This window comes from Diaphorobacter sp. HDW4A, from assembly GCF_011305995.1.
Taxonomy (GTDB): Bacteria; Pseudomonadota; Gammaproteobacteria; order Burkholderiales; family Burkholderiaceae_C; genus Diaphorobacter_A.
The window spans coordinates 1,114,353-1,135,585 of the sequence record NZ_CP049910.1; the positions used below are offsets into that span (position 1 = coordinate 1,114,353).

A 21,233-nucleotide genomic window follows, 5' to 3' on the forward strand; every position below is an offset into this window, starting at 1 on the left:
AAATCATCATGATGGTCCCCTCATCTGCGGCAAAGGCCCCGCCGATATTGAACGGAAAGAATAGGTAGCGTCAAACACCGAATCCGTTAGCCAACGTTTGAAATTGGGGTTATCGCTGAACTGCTTAAACAGCTCAGTGTGGTCTGACAGCAGCTCCAGCACCACTCGGTTAAGCGCCTTGTCGTGCTCCAGCTTGGCGTTTTGCTTGTCGGAATTGGCCAGCGCGTTCTGGTACGCCTTATCCTGCGCCACCCGCGCCGGGATCTCAACGGCGATGACCTTCCGGATCTTGTCCTCGTCCTTCCATGGGATGTTGCCGAATAGATCGTTGAAGGTTTTGATGATTGCGGAGAGTTTGTCGATTTCCGCTTCCCCCTTAACGCCTGCGCCGCCCTGTGGTACTGGATCGACCAAGGCGTCTGTGTCCGCCATCGCCATCTCTAGTGCCGCTTTGGCCTCTACCCGATAACTGTCCATGTCGATCGTTTCCAGCACCCCCTTGGAGAGGTCTTCCTCCTTGGGCGCGGGTAGCTTGGGGATGAGGAAATTCAGGAAAATCGAGAGCTTCTCCCATGTTGGGTGACCGTAGCTCAGGATCGCGGCAAGAAAGCCATAGCTGCGTACGAAGGCCTTGGCTTTGCCCTTGAACTTGACCTGATCGTCCTCGCCGAGCTTGTCGGTGTATTCGGCCACGCACGCGTCGAGGATGGGATCGAGTTTGTCCCGGTCTGCGCCGCTCAAATACAGCGCCACCAGGTCCTCCGCCTGCTGCCAGCTATACACCTGCTGCCCGTCGAGTTCGGCCTTCAGGTCGTGCAGCTTGTTGGCATCTGTTTCACCGGTCTGGATGGTGGCGCGGTAGTAATCCTGGAACGCCGCCTTCACCGCTTCGGCGTTGTCGGCGAAGTCGAGCACGAAAGTGTCGTGCTTCTGAGGATGCGCGCGGTTCAGACGTGACAAGGTCTGCACCGCCAGCACGCCAGCCAGCGGCTTGTCCACGTACATCGTATGCAGCAGGGGCTCATCGAAGCCGGTGACGAACTTGTTGGCAACGATTAGGAAGCGATACGGGTCTTGCTTGAGATTGGCCGGAATGTCCTTGCTCGGAAACCCGTTGAGATCGGCCTCGGTCTTCTTCTGACCACCGATCTCGAAGTCGCCTGAGTACGCCACGATGGCCTTGTACGGGCTCTTGATCTGCGTGAGGTAGTCCGACACCTCGCGCCAGTAGTCGATGGCCCGCGCGATGCCGTTGCAGACGATCATCGCCCGCGCCTTGCCGCCGATCTTCTGTTTGCCCCCAACCTGTGCGATGAAGTGATCGACCATGATCTCGGCCTTGCGGCGGATGGCCTTGTCGTGCGATTCGACGTAGTGGCGGATTTTCTTCAGCGCCTTCACCTTGTCGAATTCCGGATCGTCCGCCACCGTTTTGGCCACTTGGTAGAAGCTGTCGTAGGTGGTGTAGTTCTCAACTACGTCGAGGATGAACTTCTCTTGGATGGCCTGCTTGGTGGTGTAGGTCAGTTCTTCGGGCGAGCGGAACTGAACCTTGTCGCCGACCAGGGTCTTCTCGCCGAACAACTCCAGCGTCTTGTTCTTGGGTGTGGCGGTGAACGCGAAGTAGCTAGCATTGGCCAGCAGCTTGCGCGAGGCGATGCGTTTCTCGATTTCTGCGTTCACCGCATCCTGCGTGCTGTCCTCCTCGAATTCCTCCTCAGCAACCTTGCCGCCGAGGGCTTCGTGCATCCGCGCCGTGGTCTTGCCGCCTTGGCTGGAATGCGCCTCGTCAATCAACAGCGCGAAGCTCTTGCCGGAGAGGTCGCCCAGCTCATCGAGGATGAACGGGAATTTCTGCACCGTGGTGACGATGATCTTCTTGCCCCGGCGCAGGTACTCGCGCAGCTCCTGCGCGTTGTCGGAGTGGCCGAAGATTGCCGCAACGTGGTCGTAACCCTTGATGGTGCGGGCGATCTGCGTGTCCAGCGCGCGCCGGTCGGTAATCACGATGATGGAATCGAACTGCGCCGTCATCGGGTCGTCCTTGCGGCGCAACTCCACCAACTGGTGCGCCAGCCAGGCGATGGTGTTGCTCTTGCCGCTGCCTGCCGAATGCTGGATCAGATAGCGCTTGCCCACTCCGTCGGCGTGGGCACGGCGCAGCAGGGCGCGCACCGTGCGCAACTGATGGAAGCGCGGGAAGATCTGCTTGCGCTTCTTGCGTTTCTTGCCGCTGGCGTCCGCTTCTTCCTCCTCCACCACCTGCGCGTAGCTTTCAATGATGTTGGCCAGCGATTCGCGGGTCAGCACCTGCTTCCACATGTAGTCGGTCTTCAGGCCATCTGGGTTGGGCGGATTGCCTGCGCCGCTGTTCCAGCCCTGGTTGAATGGCAGGAACCACGATGCCTTGCCCTTGAGCTCGGTGCAGAACGCGGCCTCCGCGTCATCGACCGCGACGTGCGCGACGCAACGACCCAGCTGGAACAGCAGCTCCTGCGGGCTGCGCGTGGTCTGGTACTGGACGATGGCGTCGGCCAGGGTCTGCTTGGTCAGCGAGTTTTTCAACTCGAAGGTCAGCACCGGCAGGCCATTGATGAAGATCGCCAAGTCCAGTTCGTTGCCGGAATCGTTGCTGTAGCGCACCTGCCGAGTGACGCTGAAGATGTTCTTGCCGAAGGCATCCGCTGCAGCGGCATTGCCCGGTGTGGGCAGCAGCTTGTAGAGATCGACGTGTACCGGCCCGTGGCTCACGCCCTTGCGCAGCACGTCCACAACGCCACGCTTGGTGATCTCGCCTTGCAGGCGGTGAAGGAACTGGGTGCGCTTGATGCCGTCCGCCACCAATTCCAGTGTGTCCACTACCCTGGGCTGGGTGGCCTGCAAGAAGGCCAGCAACCGCGCCACATCCAGCGCCACATCGCGGTTGTAGTCGGCGGGCTTACCCTGCACGTAGCCGTTGTGGGTGGCCGCGAAGTCCGTGGGAGCTAGCTCATTGCTGTACTCGGGCTGCGGCACTCCGGTCAGGCCGCGCACCACGCGCGCCTCAAACCAACGCTCGCTGGTGTCAGTCTTCGCCATCGCCATCCTCCTCGTCTGTCACGTCTTCCTGGTCATCGCCCCGCGCGGCCAGCGCTGCGTCGTCCACCACGTCCTCCGGGCCGGGCTGCCAGCTGCGCACGTCCACTTGACCGGTGACCACATCGGCAATCAAGCGGTCGCGGTATTCGCGGATCAGCTTGATTTCCTCTTCCGTGCGGGCGATGGCGACGTCCAGCGGTTGGCACTTATTGGTGATCCAGCGACAGATGGATTGCTGTTCCTCGACCGGCGGCAACGCAACGACCGCGTTTTTCACATCGTGCTTACCGAGTGCAAAACGTGTAACGCCGTTGGCGAGAACATGGAACTGCTGCGCCGTGCGCGCCGAGCCGATGACGCGAAACAGGAACTCGCCCAACACGCGATTCGGTACGGGGCGCAGCAGGCCTAGGTGATATGCGCACACCACGCCGGGCAAATCCTCCGGCACCCAGGCGGGAACCCCTATGTCGTCCGGCGTTTCGGAATCCTTGGTCAGAATGACATCACCCGCTTTCAGCGTCAGGCGGGCGATCTCCACCTCCGTCGCTGTGGCGCGCATCAAGTCCATATCGCCGGTGATGCGGTCGTTCTTGTAGACGTCGGTGTAGTTGCACAGGCGAACCGGTGTTTCGTGGTTTTGAGAATGCTTGTCCACTCCGCTGAAGCGCACATCCGCAATGTGCTTGATGAAGGCCACGTTCCAATGCTCTGGTACTTCACCCAGCCATTCGATGCCGGACGGCTTCAGCGTCACCGAAGCATCTAGACCGTGCGTGACGGCGTGGTCGATGATGCGTAGCTTCTGCTCTGTGAGCAGCTTGATGAGATTGCGCTTGACCTGGATGAGGCGGGCGATGTGGGAATCTTGTGCACGGAGATAGGCAACAATCTGGTCTTGCTCGGGGCGCGGGGGCAGCGGAATCTCCAGCGCCGTGAAGCGATCCGAGTAGAGGCGCAAGAAGCCTGAAGTGCCTGTCCCAAGCCCCTTCGATTCCGAACGGAACAACCCGCGCATTGGCCACGAACGGAAGAGGTGGCCAAGATATTCTGGGTTGTCGTCGCGGAGCAAGCGGAATACGGCGTAGTCCGGGCTGACCAAACCGGGCTGGCGGTTGCGGAAGAACATGGCGTTGCCTGCCTGCATCCGGTTCAACACAAGCTCGTCCGGTTGTGCCTTCTTGTAGCCAATGAGGTTCTCTGGGGCGATGCGCTTCACCGACACATCGTTATGCGGCACCAAGCCCCGCTGCATACGCATAGACAGCAGCGTTTCCTCGCCGGTTTTCGACCGGTCGTCAATTTCCCGCAAGAAGTTCTTGGCACGCAGCAACGACCAGTGCTCCGGCACACGCGGTACCCAGCGCGAACGAAGCGGCTGGTAGTTCGGATAGGGACTCGCCGCCGCCATCACGCGCGCCCCACGATCTTGTGCAGCAAACCTTCGCTCTGCTGCTCCAGTGCGAGGATGTCAGCGCGGATTTCCGCCAGCGTGCGCAGCGGTGCTGGCTTGTAGAAGTAGCGAGCGAAGGAAATCTCGTAGCCGATCTGGGTTTTGTCCGTGGCGATCCACGCGCCTGGCGCGTGTGGCAGCACCTCGCGGACGAAGAAGGCGTCGATGCCGCCCGGTTCCTTCAACGGCACTTGCTCGGTGTCGCGCAGCTCGCTGTCGGGCTCGTGCTCGATCATGAAGCGATCCTTGCCCACGATTTCCAGGTACGCGCCATCGAAGGCCGGCTCGAAGTGTTCGCCCGCCTTGAGCTTGCTGCGCTTGGCGATGACCGGTGGTGCGGCTTCGTCGCGCCAGCTCACCGCCTTGTAGATCGCCTTCCTCTCCGGCGCGCTAAGCTTATCGCCTTGCGCCTTGCACGCAGCATCGAATCGGGTTCGGAACTCATTGTGGTCGTCGAACACGGCGTGGCCCAATGCCTGCTGCGCCCGTTGCGCTACCTCCATCAGCCCCTTGTCGCGCTGCCAGGTCGATGCGTCGAGCAGCTTCTTGCGGCGCTTGGCGGGCACGGCCTTGCGCGCAGTGGAGGCCTCACTGTCGTCGCCACTTTCACTGTCTTCGCTGTCGTCGTCTTCGTTCTCGTCCTCGCCTTTCAACCATGCCTCGATGGCGGGTTTGCGTTTGGCGAACTCGATATAAAGCGCCTCGCCATGGGTGGCATAGATCTCGGCGCGCAGCGCCTCGTCCCCGGAGGCAAAGCGCAGGGGCTCAATGCGTTCATCAGAGAGCTGGCTCTTCAGACGCAGCGGGCGCTCGACGGTAATCTTCCAGTAGCCAAAGTCCTGGGTGTCGAACCATTTGGACTGGGCGGTTTCCTGTGCTTCGCCGAGGTAGAGATCGATGATTCGCTGGATGTCTCCGTCCGAGAGTTCGCAGTTCTTCTTGCCGAGGTTGCGGCGCAGCGGCTGGGACCAGCCGCTGGCGTCGATCAACTGCACCTTGCCTCGGCGCGGTTCGGCCTTCCTGTTGGCCAGCACCCAGATATAGGTGGCGATGCCGGTGTTGTAGAAAATGTTGAGCGGTAGGGCGATGATGGCTTCCAGCCAGTCGTTCTCCAGCACCCAGCGACGGATATTGCTCTCGCCCTGGCCCGCGTCGCCGGTGAACAGCGCCGAGCCGTTATGCACCAGCGCAATGCGGCTGCCCAGTGGCGTGTTGTGCTTCATCTTTTGCAGCTTGTTCACCTGGAACATGAGCTGCCCGTCGCTGGAACGGGTGAGGAGCTTGAATTCAGCTTTGCCCGCGTGGCTGACGATGAAGCGCGGGTCGCTGAACTCCTTCTTGCCGCCCATGCGCTCCAGATCGGTCTTCCAACTCTTGCCGTAGGGCGGGTTGGAGATCATGAAATCGAATTCGCGGCTGCGGAACTGGTCGGCAGACAAGGTGGATTTGTCCGCGCCGCCGACGATGTTCTCGGCCTCTGCGCCTTCGCCCTTCAAGAGCAGGTCGGCCTTGCAGATGGCGTAGGTTTCGTCGCTGATCTCCTGCCCGAACAGGTGGATCGACACTTCCTTGCCGTGCTCCTCTGCCAGTTCGTGCAAGGCTTCCTCGGCCACGGTGAGCATGCCGCCTGTCCCGCAGGAGCCGTCGTAGAGTGAATAGGTGCTGGACTCGATCTGGTCGGCCACCGGCAGGAATAACAACTTGGCCATGAGCTGCACCACGTCGCGCGGGGTGAAGTGCTCGCCAGCCTCTTCGTTGTTTTCTTCGTTGAAGCGGCGGATCAGCTCTTCGAACACCGTGCCCATGCCGTGGTTGTCCAGCGCGGGCAGCTTGATGCGGCCGTCAGCATCCTTCGCGGGCAGCGGCGCGAGATTGACCTCGGGGTCGAGGAAGTCGTCGATCAAGTAGCCGAGGACGTGGGAATCCACCAGCTTCTGGATCTGATTTCGAAAATTGAACTTCGTGAGGATTTCCTGCACGTTGGGCGAGAAGCCGTCCAGATACGCAATGAAGTCATCGCGCAGGCGCTGTCCAGCGGCGCTAGCCTTCAGTTTGGCCAGCGTGAATTCCGAGACGTTGTAGAACGCCTGACCCGCCGCCATACGCAGCGCGCCGTCCTGCTCGGCCACCTTGTGGGTGTCGAGAAACTTCTTGCGCTCCAGCACAGCGTCCTTGGTGGCTTCAAGCACTGCATCGAGTCGCCGCAGCACGGTGAAGGGTAGTATCACGTCGCGATACTTGCCGCGCACGTAGACATCGCGCAGACGGTCGTCTGCGATATTCCAAATGAAGTCGGAAATCCACTTGATCTGACTTTGGTCTTGTTGCTTTTTAGCCTTCATTGAGCGCGTTATCCTGCTCGATATTCCGAACTGAGAATTATTTTGTAGCCCCCATCTGCAGTCGGATGACTATATTCCTTGTGATTGGGCAGCCTGTTGCATCGTGGACAGGAAGGGGGCACTGGGAAGATGCAGGCGGGAGTTTACGCTGCCAATGCATTAGAGGGAGCCTGTTGGTGGTGCATATCAGGCGTCGTGACGGAACACTCACGCCATGAACCAATCAAGACTCTCCAACCTCCAGGTCACAGTGCAGGCCGCCAGCGATCGCTTGGCCGACGCTCTGTTGGCAGGTGCAGATACCAGCAAGGCCCGCGCGGCATTGGACCAAGCGCGTGCTGCGCTACAGTCGTACCATGACGCTGAACAAGTAGCTGAGCTTGAACGCTGGCAGGAACACGCCAATATTCAGGCAGCCGAAAACGCCAAGGCGGAGGCTGAATCAGTGGGCAAGGCCTTGAAGGCGGTTCGCAACACTGTGGAGCGCGTGCAAGTTCCCGAGTGCATTGAGCTGTTCGCGCCGTTCGAGTATCCCGTTGTCGCCAAGGCCGCTGCTGAGGTCGCACGCCTGAAGCTGGAGATTGAGTCGAGCGAACCCGAGCGGAGGAAAATCGCCGATGAGGTCGATGCGCTCACTGGTCGCGCCAACGCCAAGCGCGTTGAGGCGAACGCCATCCGCTCCCGTCGTCTGGCCGGTCACGAAGAAGCCAGTGATGCGGCGACACTGCACTTGCTTGAAGCGGACGCAAACGATCTCGGAGGCCTGGCGCGGGCAGCTCAGCAGCACCTTCAAGTCTTGGGGCAGCCGGTTATGGCCTTGCTGCAACAATTGGCAGCCGCTGAGCAAAAAATGAAGGCAGCTCAGGTGGAAGCGGCGCTGCACGGCCAGGCCGATCGCGTGCGTGCGCTGGAAGCCGCGCTCATCGATGGCGTGCGCGAACTGCGCGGCAGCATGCTCAAGGTCGGGTTTACGAACCTGCCGAACTTTTTCTTGCCGGCGCAGAAGCTGCGCGATGTGGCAAATGGGTTGCCTGTATGAGTGCAACCGCTCGTACCAACAAGGGCCGCTTCCCGCCTGGCGTGAGCGGCAATCGCAAGGGCCGTCCAACCAACATACGCCGAATTCGCGAGCAGTACGAAGCCGACCTGTTGGCACTGGGAGCGACCAAGGAGGATATCGATACGCTGCTTGACGTCAGCTCCGATAAGGCCAAAGGCGTTGCAGCCGTCGTCGCGCTGGCTGCGACCGTCGTAGACCTGATTCACCACTCCGACTCCGTCCGTCGCAACCGATTCAACCAGATCTGAGCGGCGGTTTTGCTGGCGCATATCCCGCGCCGGCCTTTTTATTCAAGGAGCACCAACGTGGCTGCCAAGAAGAAGAGTTTTAGCGAGCTGCTCAAGGAGCTCAACGAGTTTGATACCAAGCCACGTCAGCGGCTGCTGGTGAAGTCGCACGTTGCCAGTGGCGCGAAGGCGACGCAGAAACCAGCCATATCTAAGCAGGACCTGGGCTTGCTGCTCAAGTCTGCGATCAACGATGCGGTGGCGTCCGGCCGGCTGTCTGGCACCAGCGCGGTGACGGGCCTGAGGGCTCTCGGGTTGGAGGAGTGACTATGGCGCGCAAGGGCACTTTCGGCGATGCGCTCGCCAAGGCCATGGACCTCGACGCCGTGTACGAGACTGAAAATTACGGCAACGACGTGATCTGCCGCATGCTTGCGCATGTCGCAGGGAGGGAAACTCCGACCTCCAGCCCCTCCAGCCCCTCCAGCCCCTCCAGCGGCTCGCATGCGCTGCAATCGCGTACTAGGCAAGGGGTAGGCGACCCGGGCCAGAATGCGTCTCTGAAGCTGCTCGTCAAAGCGCGCTCAGCCTCGTCGGGCTCACTGGCTGCCAAGAAACCTCAACCTCAACGCCGTCCATGGAGCCGCGCGCAAGTTGAGCGAGCGCTGAACGATGGTGTAATGCAAGGTCATATCAGCGGCACGGCGGCGGTCGCTGCATTGAAGGCCTTTGACGGCAAGCGTTGACTGCTCGCACGATACTTGACGGTATGTATGACGGTTCGAAAAGCCGCAGGTGCTGGATACCCGTTTTCCACAAGGACTTTTCATGCTGATTGACAATTGAGTGGGAGTGATCTTCCAATAAGATCTGCTGGAAATTCTGGCTCTGAAAGGCCTGCATCTCTTCTGAGGTGCAGGCCTTTTTTGCGTTAGCGCGGAGCTTGTTGGGAGCGTGCGGGTGCAAAGGATTCAGTGCACCATCATCGGTCTGACTGATCGGCTTTCAGTCAGCGCTTCTTTCAAACGCTTAGCGATGTTAGCTTTTGAGGCGTTGGGATTGTTGAGTTGCTTCGTTCGTGAATCGATCCTCAAGCGCTTTGATGTGCAACTGAAGCTGTTCATTCCATTGTTTCCCATCGACGCCCGAGTGAATCCGGCGATGGCAGTTGGGGCAGATGGCTCCAACCCATTGTGGATGATCAGGGCCGTCGTCAGCCATCCGTTGAGTATGGTGAGGCTCGAGGTAAGGAGTGCCGTCTAGCCGCATGAAGGGGGCATCGCTCTTGCATGCTTCGCATATGCCGTTCGCACGTGCCAATACATAAGTTTTTACATGCTGACTGCGTTCATACCACGTACGTTTTGTGTTTCCCTGCTTTTGTTGGCTTGGTGTTTCTGCTGCGATTAGCGCCGCATCTCGAAGCTCGGCGTGTGTTTTGTAGGAGTCTGGACTGCCTGCTGAGCGAGGGGTTGTCGCGTAGCTAAAACTGGGGGTATCCGTTGTAGCAATGAGTTGGAAAACGATAACTTTCCGCTCGACCTTATTCTTGTCTTTGCCGCGTACTTCTTCCCAGGACGCGCACTGAAAACAGCCCTCGAAGCTAACGCCGTTGCCTTTTCCGAGGTCTTTGAAAAGTAGGAGGTCTTTCTGGTTTTTGTAGTGATCACGGATGGCTAAATTGCCTTTGGTGAACTTCATGTCACCTTCTTGTCCCTCGCCGGTGTAGCGGAACACATCTTTTTCAAGCCAGCCGTCGGAGTAACCATAGGCTTCGCCGCTCGCGCCCGTGAAGAGAAAGATGCTTGGAAATTGGCTGAGAGTCCAAATGCCAGGTTGTAGGGAGCCACCGTAGCGTGCAGCCAGTTGCACTCTCTTATAAACGTCGCCAATGACCAGTTCCGTCGATGGATTGGGTGTGGTCACGATCAAAAAACCAAGGTGCGCCAGCAATGACTTGATATCTGGGTGAGAGCCGGGAAGTTCACGTGGGCGACGAGGTTTTCGCTGATGCTGAATGGAGAAGGCGGCTGTAGCGATAGCGTCGGAGTCGTATAGGTTTCCGTTGTACTCAAGCCGATGCTTCCACGACCTCTTGCAATTGTGCTTTTTTAAGAATCCATCTCGTCCCAGTTGGTCGCACTCCGCAATGGCTTGCCTCACCGCATTTGGGTCAGTCAACTCAGTGATGTATTGATTCAAGCCATACCTCATTAGTAACTTCTGTGTTCAATTTGTTCTATTGGGTTGCAAGGATACATTCGTTTGCGGTTCGAATCGACTTTCATTGCGCCGTTCGATGGACGCTGCGCGGAGTTGGGCATTGTGGGTGATAGCCGTTCAATGCACCTATTGACGATGGAGTGGCCGCTTCGCGAGAATGCGTGTGGCTATTGATTCGGTTAAATCGTTTGCAAGATTTATCCATCGCTTCTTTGAAGAGGTCGTATATGAGTTCAACACTGAGATTTCTGAGCACTCTGCTCCTGGCGATCTTCGCCACCACCAGCCTCGCCATGACCAAAGCCGAGCACAGTGCCGAGAAGCATCGCATTGCCAATGAATACAAGTCCGCGATCCTGCATTGCCGGACGTTGGTGGGGAATGCGCGGGATGTGTGCAAGCAGCAGGCAAAGGGGCGGGTGGGGGTGGCGAAGGCGCAGCTCAATGCGCGGGCCAACCCGAGTGTCAAGAGTGCGTACAAGGTGGATGTCGCCAAAGCCAAGGCGGCCAATTCGGTGGCTCGGGAGAGGTGTGATGATCTGGTGGGTGAGGCGCGCTCGGTGTGCAACCGGCGCGCCAAGGCCAACTACGCCAGCGCCAAGGATCGTGCGGCCAGCAAGCGTTAGTTGGTTAGTTGGCTAGTTGAGTACCCAGTCGCAGGCTTCGGCGCGGCGGCGCGGCAGGGTGATGATGGACGACGTGGGGCGGTCGAGCTGGCGGGTCCAGGCGCCGTAGACTCTGCGGGCGACGGCGTGCAAGGCGTCGACGCGCGCGGGCAGGTTTTCGAGGATCTGCTTTTCGCATTGACATGATGGGCCGCTGGCACACAGCAGTTCGTGGCGGCCTTCTTTGCACCAGGCTTCGAGGCTTGGGGCGGTCACTTCGAGGTGGCCCTGGAATGCCCAGTTCCTTCCGTGGCGAAATCCTTTGTTGAGGCAGTAAGTGCCGTACATGGTGCGGGTGGCGCCGCGCGGGATTTCGAAGGTGTCGTAGTGCCAGTTGAACATCATCGTGCGCGAGGGGATCTGCAGATCGTGCTGGGCGTCTGGGGTGACCCATATCTGGCTCCAGCCGATGTTGGGGCAGGCGTTGCGTGAGACCTTGGCACCCATGGCGTGGGCGAGCATCTGTGCGCCGAAGCAGTGGCCGAGCACGGGCACGTCGCTCGCGATGGCGGATTGCAGCAGGGTGCATTCGTCACGCATCCATGGCAACTGTTCGTTCACCCCGTGATTGCTGCCGAGGATGATGATGCCGCGAAAGGTGCTGGCGTCGTGCGGCGCGGTGCCGTCTTCGGGTGGACAGATGATCTGGTAGGGAATGTTTTGCTGCTGCAGATGATCGAGCAGCACGCCGGGGCCTTGGTTGGTTTCGTGCTGCAGGATGGCGACGGGTTTCGTCATGAGGTGCTGGCTTGGCTTGTGCAAGCTGCGTGTTGTGAAGGCCTCAATGTAGAAAGGCGGGCATCAAGCGCTGCTTCAATCTGCGGGGGTGGGCGTCAAGACGATGTCAAGAGTGCTCGGGAAGCTTGGACTTTCTAAGCAAGCCATTGCGTCAAATTAGCTGGATTGACATGTTGAGATTCGTCAGACATGTCTTATTGAATGCCATACTCGCCCGATGCGTTTTTCTGTTTTCGGAGCCGTGCCGCTCTTGCTTGCTTCGGGTTCTTTGTTTTTTTCTTTCTCGGCGTCGGCGGAATCGTTCCGCGATTGCCCGCAGTTCTTTCCCTCGCGCCCGCCGGTCGTCAAAGATGCTCCGCGTCTGCGCGAGCTGTGCTTCAACGAGTTCGCAGTGCTGCATTCCGGCGAGACCAAAACGCCGCTCTATGTGGCGCAGCGCCTGAATGCGCGTGGGTTGGAGGCGGGGGCACACATCAAGCGCAAAGACAAGTTCTATCCAGAGGCGCGGCTGCCGTCTGCGGACCGGGCGCAGTTGGATGACTACAAGCGCTCAGGCTATTCACGCGGCCACATGGCGGCTGCGGGCGACATGGCCACGGAGCAGGGCAAGGCGCAGAGCTTTTCTCTGGCCAACATGGTGCCACAGGACCCCAAGCACAACGGCGGGGCGTGGGGGCAGATCGAGCAGGACACGCGGCGCTACATCCGCCGGGCCGACGGTGATGTGTTCGTGATCACCGGGCCGGTGTTTGGCGCGTCACCCCAGACCATTGGTGCAAACCATGTGCGCGTGCCCGAGGCGGTCTTCAAGCTGGTCTACGACCCGGGCACGGGCAAGAGCTGGGTGCATTGGCAGGAGAACGCTGCCAAGACGCGCGTGACGCCGCCGATCTCCTATGCGGAATTCGTGCGACGGACGGGGCTGAACTTCCTCGCGGATTGAAGCCAGTTCAGGGCTTCTTGCTGGCTTCCGGGATGGACACGGGCGCGACGGTCTTGTCCACGACGGGGCAGTCGTCCGTGTTGGGTGTGAAGACCATGCGGGAGTCGGCGGTGAAGCGTTTCTTCACTGCGTCGGCGAGCGGCTGGCGCAGGTCGACGGGGCTTTGCGTGCTCTGGAAGACCAGCTCATCTTTGCCGTTGTAGATCGAATAGCAGTGCGCCTGTGCAACCGCTGGAATGCAGCTTGCCGCCACGGCTGCTGCGAGCGCCAATGCGCTTGTGAACTTGACCATGCTGGATACGCTCCCTCGTGTGAAATGTTTGAACTGCTCCGATTCTAAAAGGCGTAGCACAAATTGTTTCAATGTCGACCTGCGTGCGGGCAAATAGGTGGAGTCGAGAGTTCACTCAAAACCCGCGTTACCGAAGGTGGTCCAATCAGCCCGCCTTGTGGGTTGGGCATGCCGACTCTTCTATCATTCACCATTCAAGGTTTTGGGAGCGTTGCTTGTCGATGTCTCCTGTTTTGCCGGTTGCAGGACCAGCGAAGGAAAGAGGAACTCGGTATGAAGCCAAGGTTGGCAATTGCGCTCGGCGCATTGGGCATTGCGGGCGCGATGGCGCTCACGGGTTGTGCGAGCAGCGGCAAAAGCGAGAAGAAGCCCAGCGCCAATGACATTGCGGCGCAGGTGAAGGAAGGTGTGTCGGAGTCCGGCGCGAAACTGGTGAGCATTCGGCCGCTGCGCTCGGGTTGCAGCCAAGGGCAGCACAATCTGCAGAACACCTTCCAGTGTCCTGTGATCGGCGCGGATTGGACGAGCGCACGTGCAGGCATTGCGCGTCTGACCATCGGCGTGCCCGATCTGACCGGCGCGGGGGTGACCGGAGCGGATTTCCATCTGGGCGCGAGCGAGGTGGTTCGCGTGCGCAACAAGTCATCCTTGCAGCCGACGGCGACTGCCTATCCGGCAACCTCGTTCGATGTGCCGCTCACCTTTGTCGAAAAGCTGGCCTACGGCCCGCGTAGCTGGGTGCGGGTGTACACGGGTGAAGAACGCTATATCGATGCGACGGTGAACAGCGGTGAAGACACGGCCGAGGCCGTCGAGGGACTGGCGTATTTCATGAAGTCGGTTGACCAAGGCAGCGGCCGCACGCCCAGCGAGGCGGCCAAGGGCGGAGGGCTGTTTGATCGACTGGGATTGGGCGATGAACGCGGCTCGAGCGACGGCAAGGGCGTAGAGGGTATGCACCCACGGTGATTCTCTAGACCACGCGGCCCATGCTCGAAGTCTTCATCGCATTTCTCAAGCTGGGGCTGACCTCGTTTGGCGGCCCGGTGGCGCATCTGGGCTACTTCCGAACCGAGTTCGTGGAGCGTCGCGGTTGGCTGGATGACCGCAGTTATACCGATCTGGTGGCGCTGTGCCAGTTTCTGCCGGGGCCTGCGAGCAGCCAGGTGGGTATGGCGCTGGGCATGAAGCGGGCGGGCTGGCCCGGTGCGCTGGCCGCGTGGGTCGGGTTCACGCTGCCGTCGGCTATGGCGCTGACCGTATTTGCATTTGGGGTGACGCACTGGCTCGCGCTGGCCCAGTCGGGCGTCGTGCATGGGCTCAAGGTGGTGGCCGTGGCGGTGGTGGCGCAGGCGGTGATGGGCATGGCGCGCTCGCTGTGTCCGGATCGTTTGCGCGCTGGTGTGGCGATTGCGGCGGCCATGCTGGTGCTGCTGGTGCCGGGGGCGTGGGCGCAGATCGCGGTGATGGCGCTGGGTGCGCTGATCGGTCGATTCGCGCTGCGACTGCCGCAAGGCACTGCTTTGGCTCAAGACAGTTTTGGCATCGGCACGCGCGCGGGGGCTGTGCTGCTGGCGCTGTTTGCCGGGCTGCTGCTGGCCTCGTTTGTTGTGGCTGATGCCACGCAGTCACCGCTGCTGGCGCTGGCGGCGCGGTTCTATCAGGCGGGCTCGCTGGTGTTTGGCGGCGGGCATGTGGTCTTGCCGCTGCTGCAGTCGGCTGTGGTGCCTGCTTTTCTTTCCAACGATGTATTCCTTGCCGGGTATGGCGCGGCGCAGGCCGTACCGGGGCCGCTGTTCACGTTTGCGGCCTATCTGGGCGCGGCCCTGCCTGCGTCGTTGCAGGTGTGGGGTGGCTGGGGCAGCGCGCTGCTTATGCTGTTCGCGATCTTTCTGCCTGCATTTTTGCTCGTGATCGGGGCCTTGCCGTTCTGGCAGAGCCTGCGCACGCGTCCCGGCGTGCAGCGCGGGATGGCGGGGGTGAATGCGGCCGTGGTCGGCGTGCTGCTCGCCGCGTTGTATGACCCGGTGTGGACCAGCGCCATCCATGCACCTGCCGACTTCGCGCTGGCAGTGTTCGCATTCGGGCTGCTGGTGTTTGCGCGCTGGTCGCCGGTGTGGGTGGTGCTGATCGCTGCAGCTTGGGGATTCACTGCAGGGTTCTGATGGTTGGCTATTTCTTGCGGGCCCAAGTTTGCTGCAGCAGCATGCCTACGACCATCGAGACGACGAAGATCACCACTTCTTTGTGCATCGTAAAAAGGTTCATCAGCGCCGGTCCGGGGCAGAAGCCCGCGAGGCCCCAGCCGATGCCGAACATGGCCGAGCCGAGCAGCAATCGCGTGTCGATCACGCTGGCGGTGGGCAACTGCATGGGCTCGCCGAGCAGGGCGGTCTTGCGGCGCTTGGCCCAACTGAAGGCGATCAGGCCGACGGCGATGGCGCCCACCATCACAAGGGCGAGGGATGGGTCCCAGGTGCCGAAGAAATCCAGAAAATTCTGAACCTTGGCCGGGTTGCCCATGCCGGAGAGCATCAGCCCGAGGCCGAAGATCAACCCGGCGACAAGTGCGGAAAGTATCGAAAGCATGGTGGTGCGATCCTGTTGTGGGTCGGTTCAGTTCAGCACATGGCGCATCACGAACACGGTGAGTGCGCCGAATCCGATGAAGGTGGCAGTGGCCGCGAGCGAGCGTTTTGACAGGCGCGAGAGCCCGCAAACGCCGTGCCCGCTGGTGCAGCCGGATCCGAGCCGCGTGCCGAAGCCCACGAGCAGTCCGGCGAGCACAATGATGCGCGGGTTGCTGGGCATTTCCACCGCGGGCAGCGGCGCGAACAGTTGCCACACGAAGGGCGACACAAGAAGGCCGACGATGAACGCCAGCCGCCAACCCCAGCCGAAGTAATGCGCCCAGGCGTCGCGCTGCATCAGCGTGCCGAGGATGCCGCTGATGCCCGCGATGCGGCCGATCAGCACGATGAGCATGGTGCTGGCCACGCCGATCAGCACACCGCCCGCAAGGGCAGGGCCGGGCTGGAACGAGTCCCAGAGAATGGTGGTCATGCTTGCGCTCCTTTCGCGCAGAAAAGCCGGTGAATGTGCTGCATCAGATCGAGCGCCCGCCCATCGGCAAGGTGATACCAGATGAACTTGCCTTCGCGGCGCGTGTCCACCACGCCTTCGCGGCGCAACACGCCTAGCTGCTGCGAGAGCGTAGGCTGGGCTATGCCGGTGAGCGCCTGCAACTCGCCCACGGTACGCTCGCACTCGGCCATTTGGCACAGCAGCAGCAGGCGGTCTTCATTGCCCAGCAGCTTGAGCATGGAAACGGCTTCGCCCGCATGCGCGCGCAGGGAATGGATGTCGAGCGCTGGCATCTCGGGGGCGGCAGTTGCGGGGTGTTGGGTCTGATCTTTCACGATGCAGACATTCTATTTTAAAGTATATTGTCTGCGTGCTCGGGTTGTCATTCATCGGCTACCCACGATCTGTTCGAGATGCTGGGTCAGTGTTGCGGCCGAAAGTTCGCCCGAGCGCACCGCCACCTGCTTGCCCTCGGCGTCGAAGAACAGGGTGGTGGGCAGGGCGCGCTGCTGCACCATGCGGCTCAGGCTTTCCTCGCCGTCGAGTACCACGCTGCCTGGGCTCATGCCGATCTGCTGCACGTAGCGCAGCACAGCCTCAGGTTTTTCGCCCTGATTGACGTAGACAAAGCGTACGTTGGGATGCGCCTTTTCTGCGGCCATCAGCACCGGCATTTCGCGGCGGCAGGGCGGGCACCAGGTGGCCCAGAGGTTGACGACCACGGGCTGGCCCTTCAATGCGGGCAGCGACACGGATTGCGCATCGAGCGCCACGCCGGTGAACTGCGGCAGCGTGGCGTTGCTTGGCGCGAGCATCGACAGGCCAAACGTGCCGCCAAGCCAGATCGCGCAGAACAGCGCGGCACCCGTCGTCACGGCCTTGGCCGCCTTGCTTTGCCACACCCACAGCGCGAGCACGTAGACGCCGATGGCGATCAGGCCGACGACCGGCTCCCAGCCGCCATCGCGGATGTCGATGATGGCCCACAGGCTCCCGGAGTAGGCAGATGCGTACTGCGCGACAAAGGCCAGACGTGCTGCTACAAGGCCCAGCAGAGCGATCAGCCAGACATGCTTTTCGATCTTCACTCCTTGCTTGCGCGCGAGGCGCTCGGCCATATGCGTGCTGGCAAACCAGCCGATGAAAAGAACGATGAGAGCCCACGCGAGCGTGAGAGGACCGATTTGCAGTGTTTGCCCCATGGAAAGTCGCTTTGCCTTTATCTGTGCTCTTTGCGGTTCGGGAATGAACCGTCGAGCATATCGACTATGGGGCCTGCAAATGGTTCCTTGTGGGTTCCCTGATATGGGCTCTCCGTTCAGGCCAGCGTCATCAGGCTGGCGTTGCCACCCGCAGCCGCCGTGTTCACGCTGAGCGCGCGCTCCAGCACGAGGCGCTCGAGTGCTACGCGGTCGTCGTTGCCAACATGCGTGACGTTGATGATCGCGCCGGGGCGCTGCGCGATCTGTTCGCAGAGCTGCTGGAGCGACGCGTCGTCGCCCGCATGCAGCACCACGTCGAAGTGCACGCTGTCGCGGCTCCAGTCGCTTGCGAGCACAATGCGCTGCTGTACGGCAGCGGGCAGTTGCGCATGCAGGGTCTGCGCGGTACTGGGCCAGAGAGCGCGCGATCCGACGGCGAGCACGGCGCTCAGTTGCACGAGCAAGGCATCGTCATCGGGGGCGATGCAGAGCACTTGCTCGCGCGGCAGCACGCGGTATTCGTTGCGTTCGCCGGTGGGGCCGGGCAGGGTACAGAGCATGCCTGCGCAGGCCGATTCGGCATGGGCTGCACAGGCGGTGCGTGCGCGGCTGCGTTGGTGCTGTGCGGCCCAGTCGCTCAGGGCCTGCAGCGGTGCCTGCAGGATGCGCTGTGCGCTGAGGTCGGGCACCTTGGCTGCCGTGCGCGCGAGGGCCGTGCGAGCGGCGCTTGCGGGGTGGCGCGTCATCAATCGCAGCATGTAGAGCGGGCCGCCCGCCTTGGGGCCCGTGCCCGAGAGGCCTTCGCCGCCGAACGGCTGCACGCCTACGACCGCGCCGACGATGTTGCGGTTCACATAGAGGTTGCCGGCCTGCGCGCGTTCGATGACCTTGTTCACCGTTTCGTCGATGCGCGTGTGCAGACCTTGCGTGAGGCCGTAGCCTGTGCCGTTGATCTGGTCGAGCAACTGATCGAGATTCTCGCGCTCATAGCGCACCAGGTGCAGCACCGGACCGAACACCTCGCGGCCCAGATCGGCGATGGTGTTCAGGGCGATCAGCGTCGGCTTCACGAAGCTGCCGTTCGCGAGCTCATCCATTTGAACCTGCGGTTGGAAGATCGCGTGGCCCTTGGCGCGCATGTTTTCGATGTGCGCTTCTATGGTGCCGCGCGCCTCTTCGTCGATCACCGGGCCCATGTCCACCGCCAGGCGCGTGGTGTCGCCCACATGCAGTTCCTGCATCGCGCCGCGCAGCATGGTGCTCACACGCTCGGCCACGTCGGCCTGCACGCAGAGCACGCGCAGCGCGGAGCAGCGTTGGCCGGCGCTGTCGAACGCGGACGACACAACGTCGACGACCACCTGCTCGACCAGCGCGGACGAGTCGACGATCAGCGCGTTCTGCCCACCGGTTTCAGCGATCAATGGAATCGGCTGGCCGTGGGCATCGAAACGCTTGGAGAGATTGCGCTGCAGGATGCGCGCGACCTCGGTCGAGCCGGTGAACATCACGCCCATCACGCGGGCATCCCCGACCAGCGCGGCACCCACGGTCTCACCGCGACCCGGCAGCAGTTGCACCACGGCCTCGGGCACGCCCGCGCGGTGCAGCAGGCGCACGGCGTGGGCGGCGATCAGCGGGGTCTGCTCGGCAGGCTTGGCGAGCACGGTGTTGCCTGCGGCGAGCGCCGCTGAGACCTGGCCCACGAAGATCGCGAGCGGAAAATTCCAGGGGCTGATGCAGGTGACCGGGCCGAGCGGCGCATAGCTTGCCGCATCGCTTTGCAGCAGCTCGGCCTGTGCGGCGTAGTAGCGCAGAAAGTCCACGGCCTCGCGCACTTCGGCGACGGCGTTGGCTGCCGTTTTTCCGGCCTCGCGCATCGTCAGGGCGATGAGCGGTAGCAGCTCGGCTTCCAGCAGATCGGCGGTCTTGCACAGCAGCGCCGCGCGTTCGGTGGGAGCGGTCGCGGCCCATGCATTTTGAGCGGCCTGAGCGGCCGTCAGCGCGGCGTCGACATCGGCCTCGGTCGCTTCCTGCACCTGACCGACTAGCTCGCGGCGGTCGGCGGGGTTGGTGACGTTGACGATCTCGCCTTGGCTGCGGCGGCCCGCGATCAGCGGCACTGCATGGGGCGGCTGTGTGGCGCTTGCGTGCAGCGCGGCATCAATGTCCGCGAGCACGAATTCGCTTGAAAGATCGAGGCCAGCGGAGTTGCGGCGTTCGGTGCCGTAGAGCGCGGGCGGCAGAGGAATGCGCGGATGGGGCAGGGCGGCCGTGCCTTCCTTCTTCGTGTCGGCATCGACGGTGTCAACCGGATTTTCGATCAGTGACTCGAGTGGCAGATGGTTGTCGGCCACGCGGTTCACGAACGAGGTGTTGGCGCCGTTTTCCAGCAGGCGGCGCACGAGGTAGGCGAGCAGCGTTTCGTGCGTGCCGACGGGAGCGTAGACCCGGCAGGGGCGGCCGAGCTTGCCCTTCTGGCTGCCGACGACTTGTTCGTACAGCGGTTCGCCCATGCCGTGCAGGCACTGGAATTCATATTGGCCCGGTGCGTAGGTCGCAGGGTCGGCCAGCGTGTAGAGGGTGGCCAGCGTCTGCGCGTTGTGCGTGGCGAACTGCGGATAGACGGCGTCGGGCGCGGCGAGCAGCTTGCGCGCGCAGGCGATGTAGGACACGTCGGTGTGCGACTTGCGCGTGTAGACCGGGTAGTCGGCCAGGCCGTCGACCTGCGCGCGCTTGATCTCGCTGTCCCAGTAGGCGCCCTTGACGAGGCGCACCATCAATCGATGATCGGTGCGGCGCGCCAGATCGATCACGAAATCGATGACGAAGGGGCAGCGTTTCTGATACGCCTGAATGACGAAGCCGATGCCCTTGAAGCCTCGCAAGGAGGGCTCGTGGCACAGGCGCTCGAGCAGGTCAAGCGAGATCTCAAGGCGGTCGGCCTCTTCGGCGTCGATGTTCAGGCCGATGTCGTGCTGGCGCGCGAGGTTGGCGAGCTTGAGCACGCGGGGGTACAGCTCGTCCATCACGCGCTGGTGCTGCGCGCGGCTGTAGCGCGGGTGCAGGGCGCTGAGCTTGATCGAGATGCCCGGGCCTTCGTAGACGCCGCGCCCGTTGGAGGCCTTGCCGATGGCGTTGATTGCGTCCACATAGGACTGCATGTAGCGCTCGGCATCGTCGGCTGTGAGCGCGGCTTCGCCCAGCATGTCGTAGGAATAGCGAAAGCCCTCGGCCTCAAGCGGCGCGGCGTGCTTGAGCGCCTCGGCAATCGTCTCGCCAGTCACGAACTGCTCGCCCATCATGCGCATGGCCATGTCCACGCCCTTGCGGATCAGCGGCTCGCCGCCGCGCGCGGTGATGCGGCGCAGGGCGTCTTTGAGTCCGCCCTCGCTGTGCGTTCCCACCAGCTTGCCGGTGATGAGCAGGCCCCAGGTGGCGGCGTTCACGAACAGCGACGGACTCTTGCCCAGATGGCGGTCCCAGTCGCCGTTGCTGATCTTGTCGCGGATCAGCGCGTCGCGCGTGGCAGCGTCGGGAATGCGCAGTAGCGCCTCGGCCAGACACATCAGCGCTACACCCTCCTGTGATGACAGCGCGAACTCCTGCAGCAACCCCTGCACGATGCCCGCACGGCCTTGGTCGGACTTGCGTTCGCGCAGATTGCGCGCCAACTGCAGCGCGAGGTCGTGCACTGCTCCCTGCTTGTCAGCAGGCACGCGCGCCATGGTGAGCAGCGGGGCGATGGCCTCGGGCTCGTCGATGCGGCAGGCGGCGGTGATGGCCTGACGCAGGGCGTCATCGTGCTGGACGCGGGGGGCGAAGGCCGGGTGAGCAGAGGCTGGGGCAGTGTTCATGGTGTGCGGTGAGTGGCTGAATTTCAGTATGTGGCGATCATCTCGGTTTTGCGACAGAATTAATGTTCA

19 protein-coding genes are annotated in these 21,233 nt (G+C 61.8%); 8 read left to right on the forward strand and 11 right to left on the reverse strand.

Annotation, left to right across the window (positions count from 1 at the left end; translation table 11 throughout):
- Positions 1–6: 6 nt before the first annotated feature.
- Genes G7047_RS04980 through G7047_RS04990 form a run of 3 tightly spaced genes read right to left on the reverse strand, consistent with a single transcriptional unit; the run spans position 7 to position 6,873 of the window.
- Positions 7–3,078: a type I restriction endonuclease subunit R gene (locus G7047_RS04980; protein ID WP_166301602.1), complete on the reverse strand. Its 3,072-nt coding sequence runs from the start codon at positions 3,076–3,078 to the stop codon at positions 7–9.
- Positions 3,065–4,489 carry a restriction endonuclease subunit S gene (locus G7047_RS04985; protein ID WP_166301605.1) on the reverse strand — a complete coding sequence of 475 codons (1,425 nt, stop codon included), beginning with the start codon at positions 4,487–4,489 and terminating at the stop codon, positions 3,065–3,067. Before G7047_RS04985 ends, G7047_RS04980 begins: the two co-directional genes overlap by 14 nt.
- Positions 4,489–6,873: a class I SAM-dependent DNA methyltransferase gene (locus G7047_RS04990; RefSeq protein ID WP_166301608.1), complete on the reverse strand. Its 2,385-nt coding sequence runs from the start codon at positions 6,871–6,873 to the stop codon at positions 4,489–4,491. The genes G7047_RS04985 and G7047_RS04990 overlap by 1 nt, the downstream gene beginning before the upstream one ends.
- A gap of 214 nt (positions 6,874–7,087) precedes the next feature.
- Between G7047_RS04990 and G7047_RS04995 the strand changes: the two genes are divergently transcribed.
- From G7047_RS04995 to G7047_RS05010, 4 genes are read left to right on the forward strand one after another with little or no spacing between them, the layout of a single operon-like run.
- A complete protein-coding gene (locus G7047_RS04995; protein WP_166301611.1) occupies positions 7,088–7,912 on the forward strand; it encodes a hypothetical protein in 825 nt (274 codons plus the stop codon).
- Entirely contained in the window at positions 7,909–8,181 is a 273-nt protein-coding gene (locus G7047_RS05000; protein ID WP_166301614.1) for a hypothetical protein, read from the forward strand. The genes G7047_RS04995 and G7047_RS05000 overlap by 4 nt, the downstream gene beginning before the upstream one ends.
- A gap of 57 nt (positions 8,182–8,238) precedes the next feature.
- Positions 8,239–8,487: a hypothetical protein gene (locus G7047_RS05005; protein WP_166301617.1), complete on the forward strand. Its 249-nt coding sequence runs from the start codon at positions 8,239–8,241 to the stop codon at positions 8,485–8,487.
- Positions 8,488–8,489: 2 nt separating this feature from the next.
- Entirely contained in the window at positions 8,490–8,906 is a 417-nt protein-coding gene (locus G7047_RS05010) for a hypothetical protein (RefSeq protein ID WP_166301620.1), read from the forward strand.
- Positions 8,907–9,198: 292 nt separating this feature from the next.
- Here the strand turns inward: G7047_RS05010 and G7047_RS05015 are convergent, their stop codons facing one another.
- On the reverse strand, positions 9,199–10,362 hold the full coding sequence (locus G7047_RS05015; protein ID WP_166301623.1) for an HNH endonuclease: 1,164 nt from the start codon (positions 10,360–10,362) through the stop codon (positions 9,199–9,201).
- 248 nt (positions 10,363–10,610) lie between these two features.
- Between G7047_RS05015 and G7047_RS05020 the strand changes: the two genes are divergently transcribed.
- The gene (locus G7047_RS05020) at positions 10,611–11,009 is read left to right on the forward strand and encodes a hypothetical protein (protein WP_166301626.1); all 399 of its coding nucleotides are present in this window, start codon (positions 10,611–10,613) and stop codon (positions 11,007–11,009) included.
- Positions 11,010–11,021: 12 nt separating this feature from the next.
- Here G7047_RS05020 and G7047_RS05025 read toward each other — a convergent pair whose 3' ends face one another.
- Positions 11,022–11,786, reverse strand: coding sequence for a type 1 glutamine amidotransferase (locus G7047_RS05025; RefSeq protein WP_166301629.1), 765 nt, complete (start codon positions 11,784–11,786; stop codon positions 11,022–11,024).
- Between the two features lie 268 nt (positions 11,787–12,054).
- Between G7047_RS05025 and G7047_RS05030 the strand changes: the two genes are divergently transcribed.
- Complete coding sequence (locus tag G7047_RS05030) at positions 12,055–12,729, forward strand: DNA/RNA non-specific endonuclease (RefSeq protein WP_371813850.1); 675 nt, start codon at positions 12,055–12,057, stop codon at positions 12,727–12,729.
- 7 nt (positions 12,730–12,736) lie between these two features.
- On the opposite strand, the gene G7047_RS05035 is transcribed toward G7047_RS05030, so the two are convergent.
- Entirely contained in the window at positions 12,737–13,021 is a 285-nt protein-coding gene (locus tag G7047_RS05035; protein WP_166301635.1) for a hypothetical protein, read from the reverse strand.
- Between the two features lie 273 nt (positions 13,022–13,294).
- On the opposite strand from G7047_RS05035, the gene G7047_RS05040 reads away from it, so the two are divergent.
- The gene (locus G7047_RS05040) at positions 13,295–13,990 is read left to right on the forward strand and encodes a hypothetical protein (RefSeq protein WP_166301638.1); all 696 of its coding nucleotides are present in this window, start codon (positions 13,295–13,297) and stop codon (positions 13,988–13,990) included.
- 20 nt (positions 13,991–14,010) lie between these two features.
- A complete protein-coding gene (gene chrA / locus G7047_RS05045; RefSeq protein ID WP_166301641.1) occupies positions 14,011–15,186 on the forward strand; it encodes a chromate efflux transporter in 1,176 nt (391 codons plus the stop codon).
- 7 nt (positions 15,187–15,193) lie between these two features.
- Here chrA and G7047_RS05050 read toward each other — a convergent pair whose 3' ends face one another.
- The 5 genes from G7047_RS05050 to putA all read right to left on the reverse strand — a co-directional run bounded on the left by G7047_RS05050 (position 15,194) and on the right by putA (position 21,164).
- Positions 15,194–15,610: a YeeE/YedE family protein gene (locus G7047_RS05050; RefSeq protein WP_166301644.1), complete on the reverse strand. Its 417-nt coding sequence runs from the start codon at positions 15,608–15,610 to the stop codon at positions 15,194–15,196.
- A 27-nt stretch (positions 15,611–15,637) separates the two neighbouring features.
- Positions 15,638–16,084 carry a YeeE/YedE family protein gene (locus tag G7047_RS05055; RefSeq protein ID WP_166301647.1) on the reverse strand — a complete coding sequence of 149 codons (447 nt, stop codon included), beginning with the start codon at positions 16,082–16,084 and terminating at the stop codon, positions 15,638–15,640.
- The gene (locus G7047_RS05060) at positions 16,081–16,398 is read right to left on the reverse strand and encodes a helix-turn-helix transcriptional regulator (protein WP_166311889.1); all 318 of its coding nucleotides are present in this window, start codon (positions 16,396–16,398) and stop codon (positions 16,081–16,083) included. The genes G7047_RS05055 and G7047_RS05060 overlap by 4 nt, the downstream gene beginning before the upstream one ends.
- 93 nt (positions 16,399–16,491) lie before the next feature.
- Complete coding sequence (locus G7047_RS05065) at positions 16,492–17,307, reverse strand: TlpA disulfide reductase family protein (protein ID WP_166301650.1); 816 nt, start codon at positions 17,305–17,307, stop codon at positions 16,492–16,494.
- A 116-nt stretch (positions 17,308–17,423) separates the two neighbouring features.
- Complete coding sequence (gene putA / locus G7047_RS05070; protein WP_166301653.1) at positions 17,424–21,164, reverse strand: trifunctional transcriptional regulator/proline dehydrogenase/L-glutamate gamma-semialdehyde dehydrogenase; 3,741 nt, start codon at positions 21,162–21,164, stop codon at positions 17,424–17,426.
- Between the last annotated feature and the right edge of the window lie 69 nt (positions 21,165–21,233).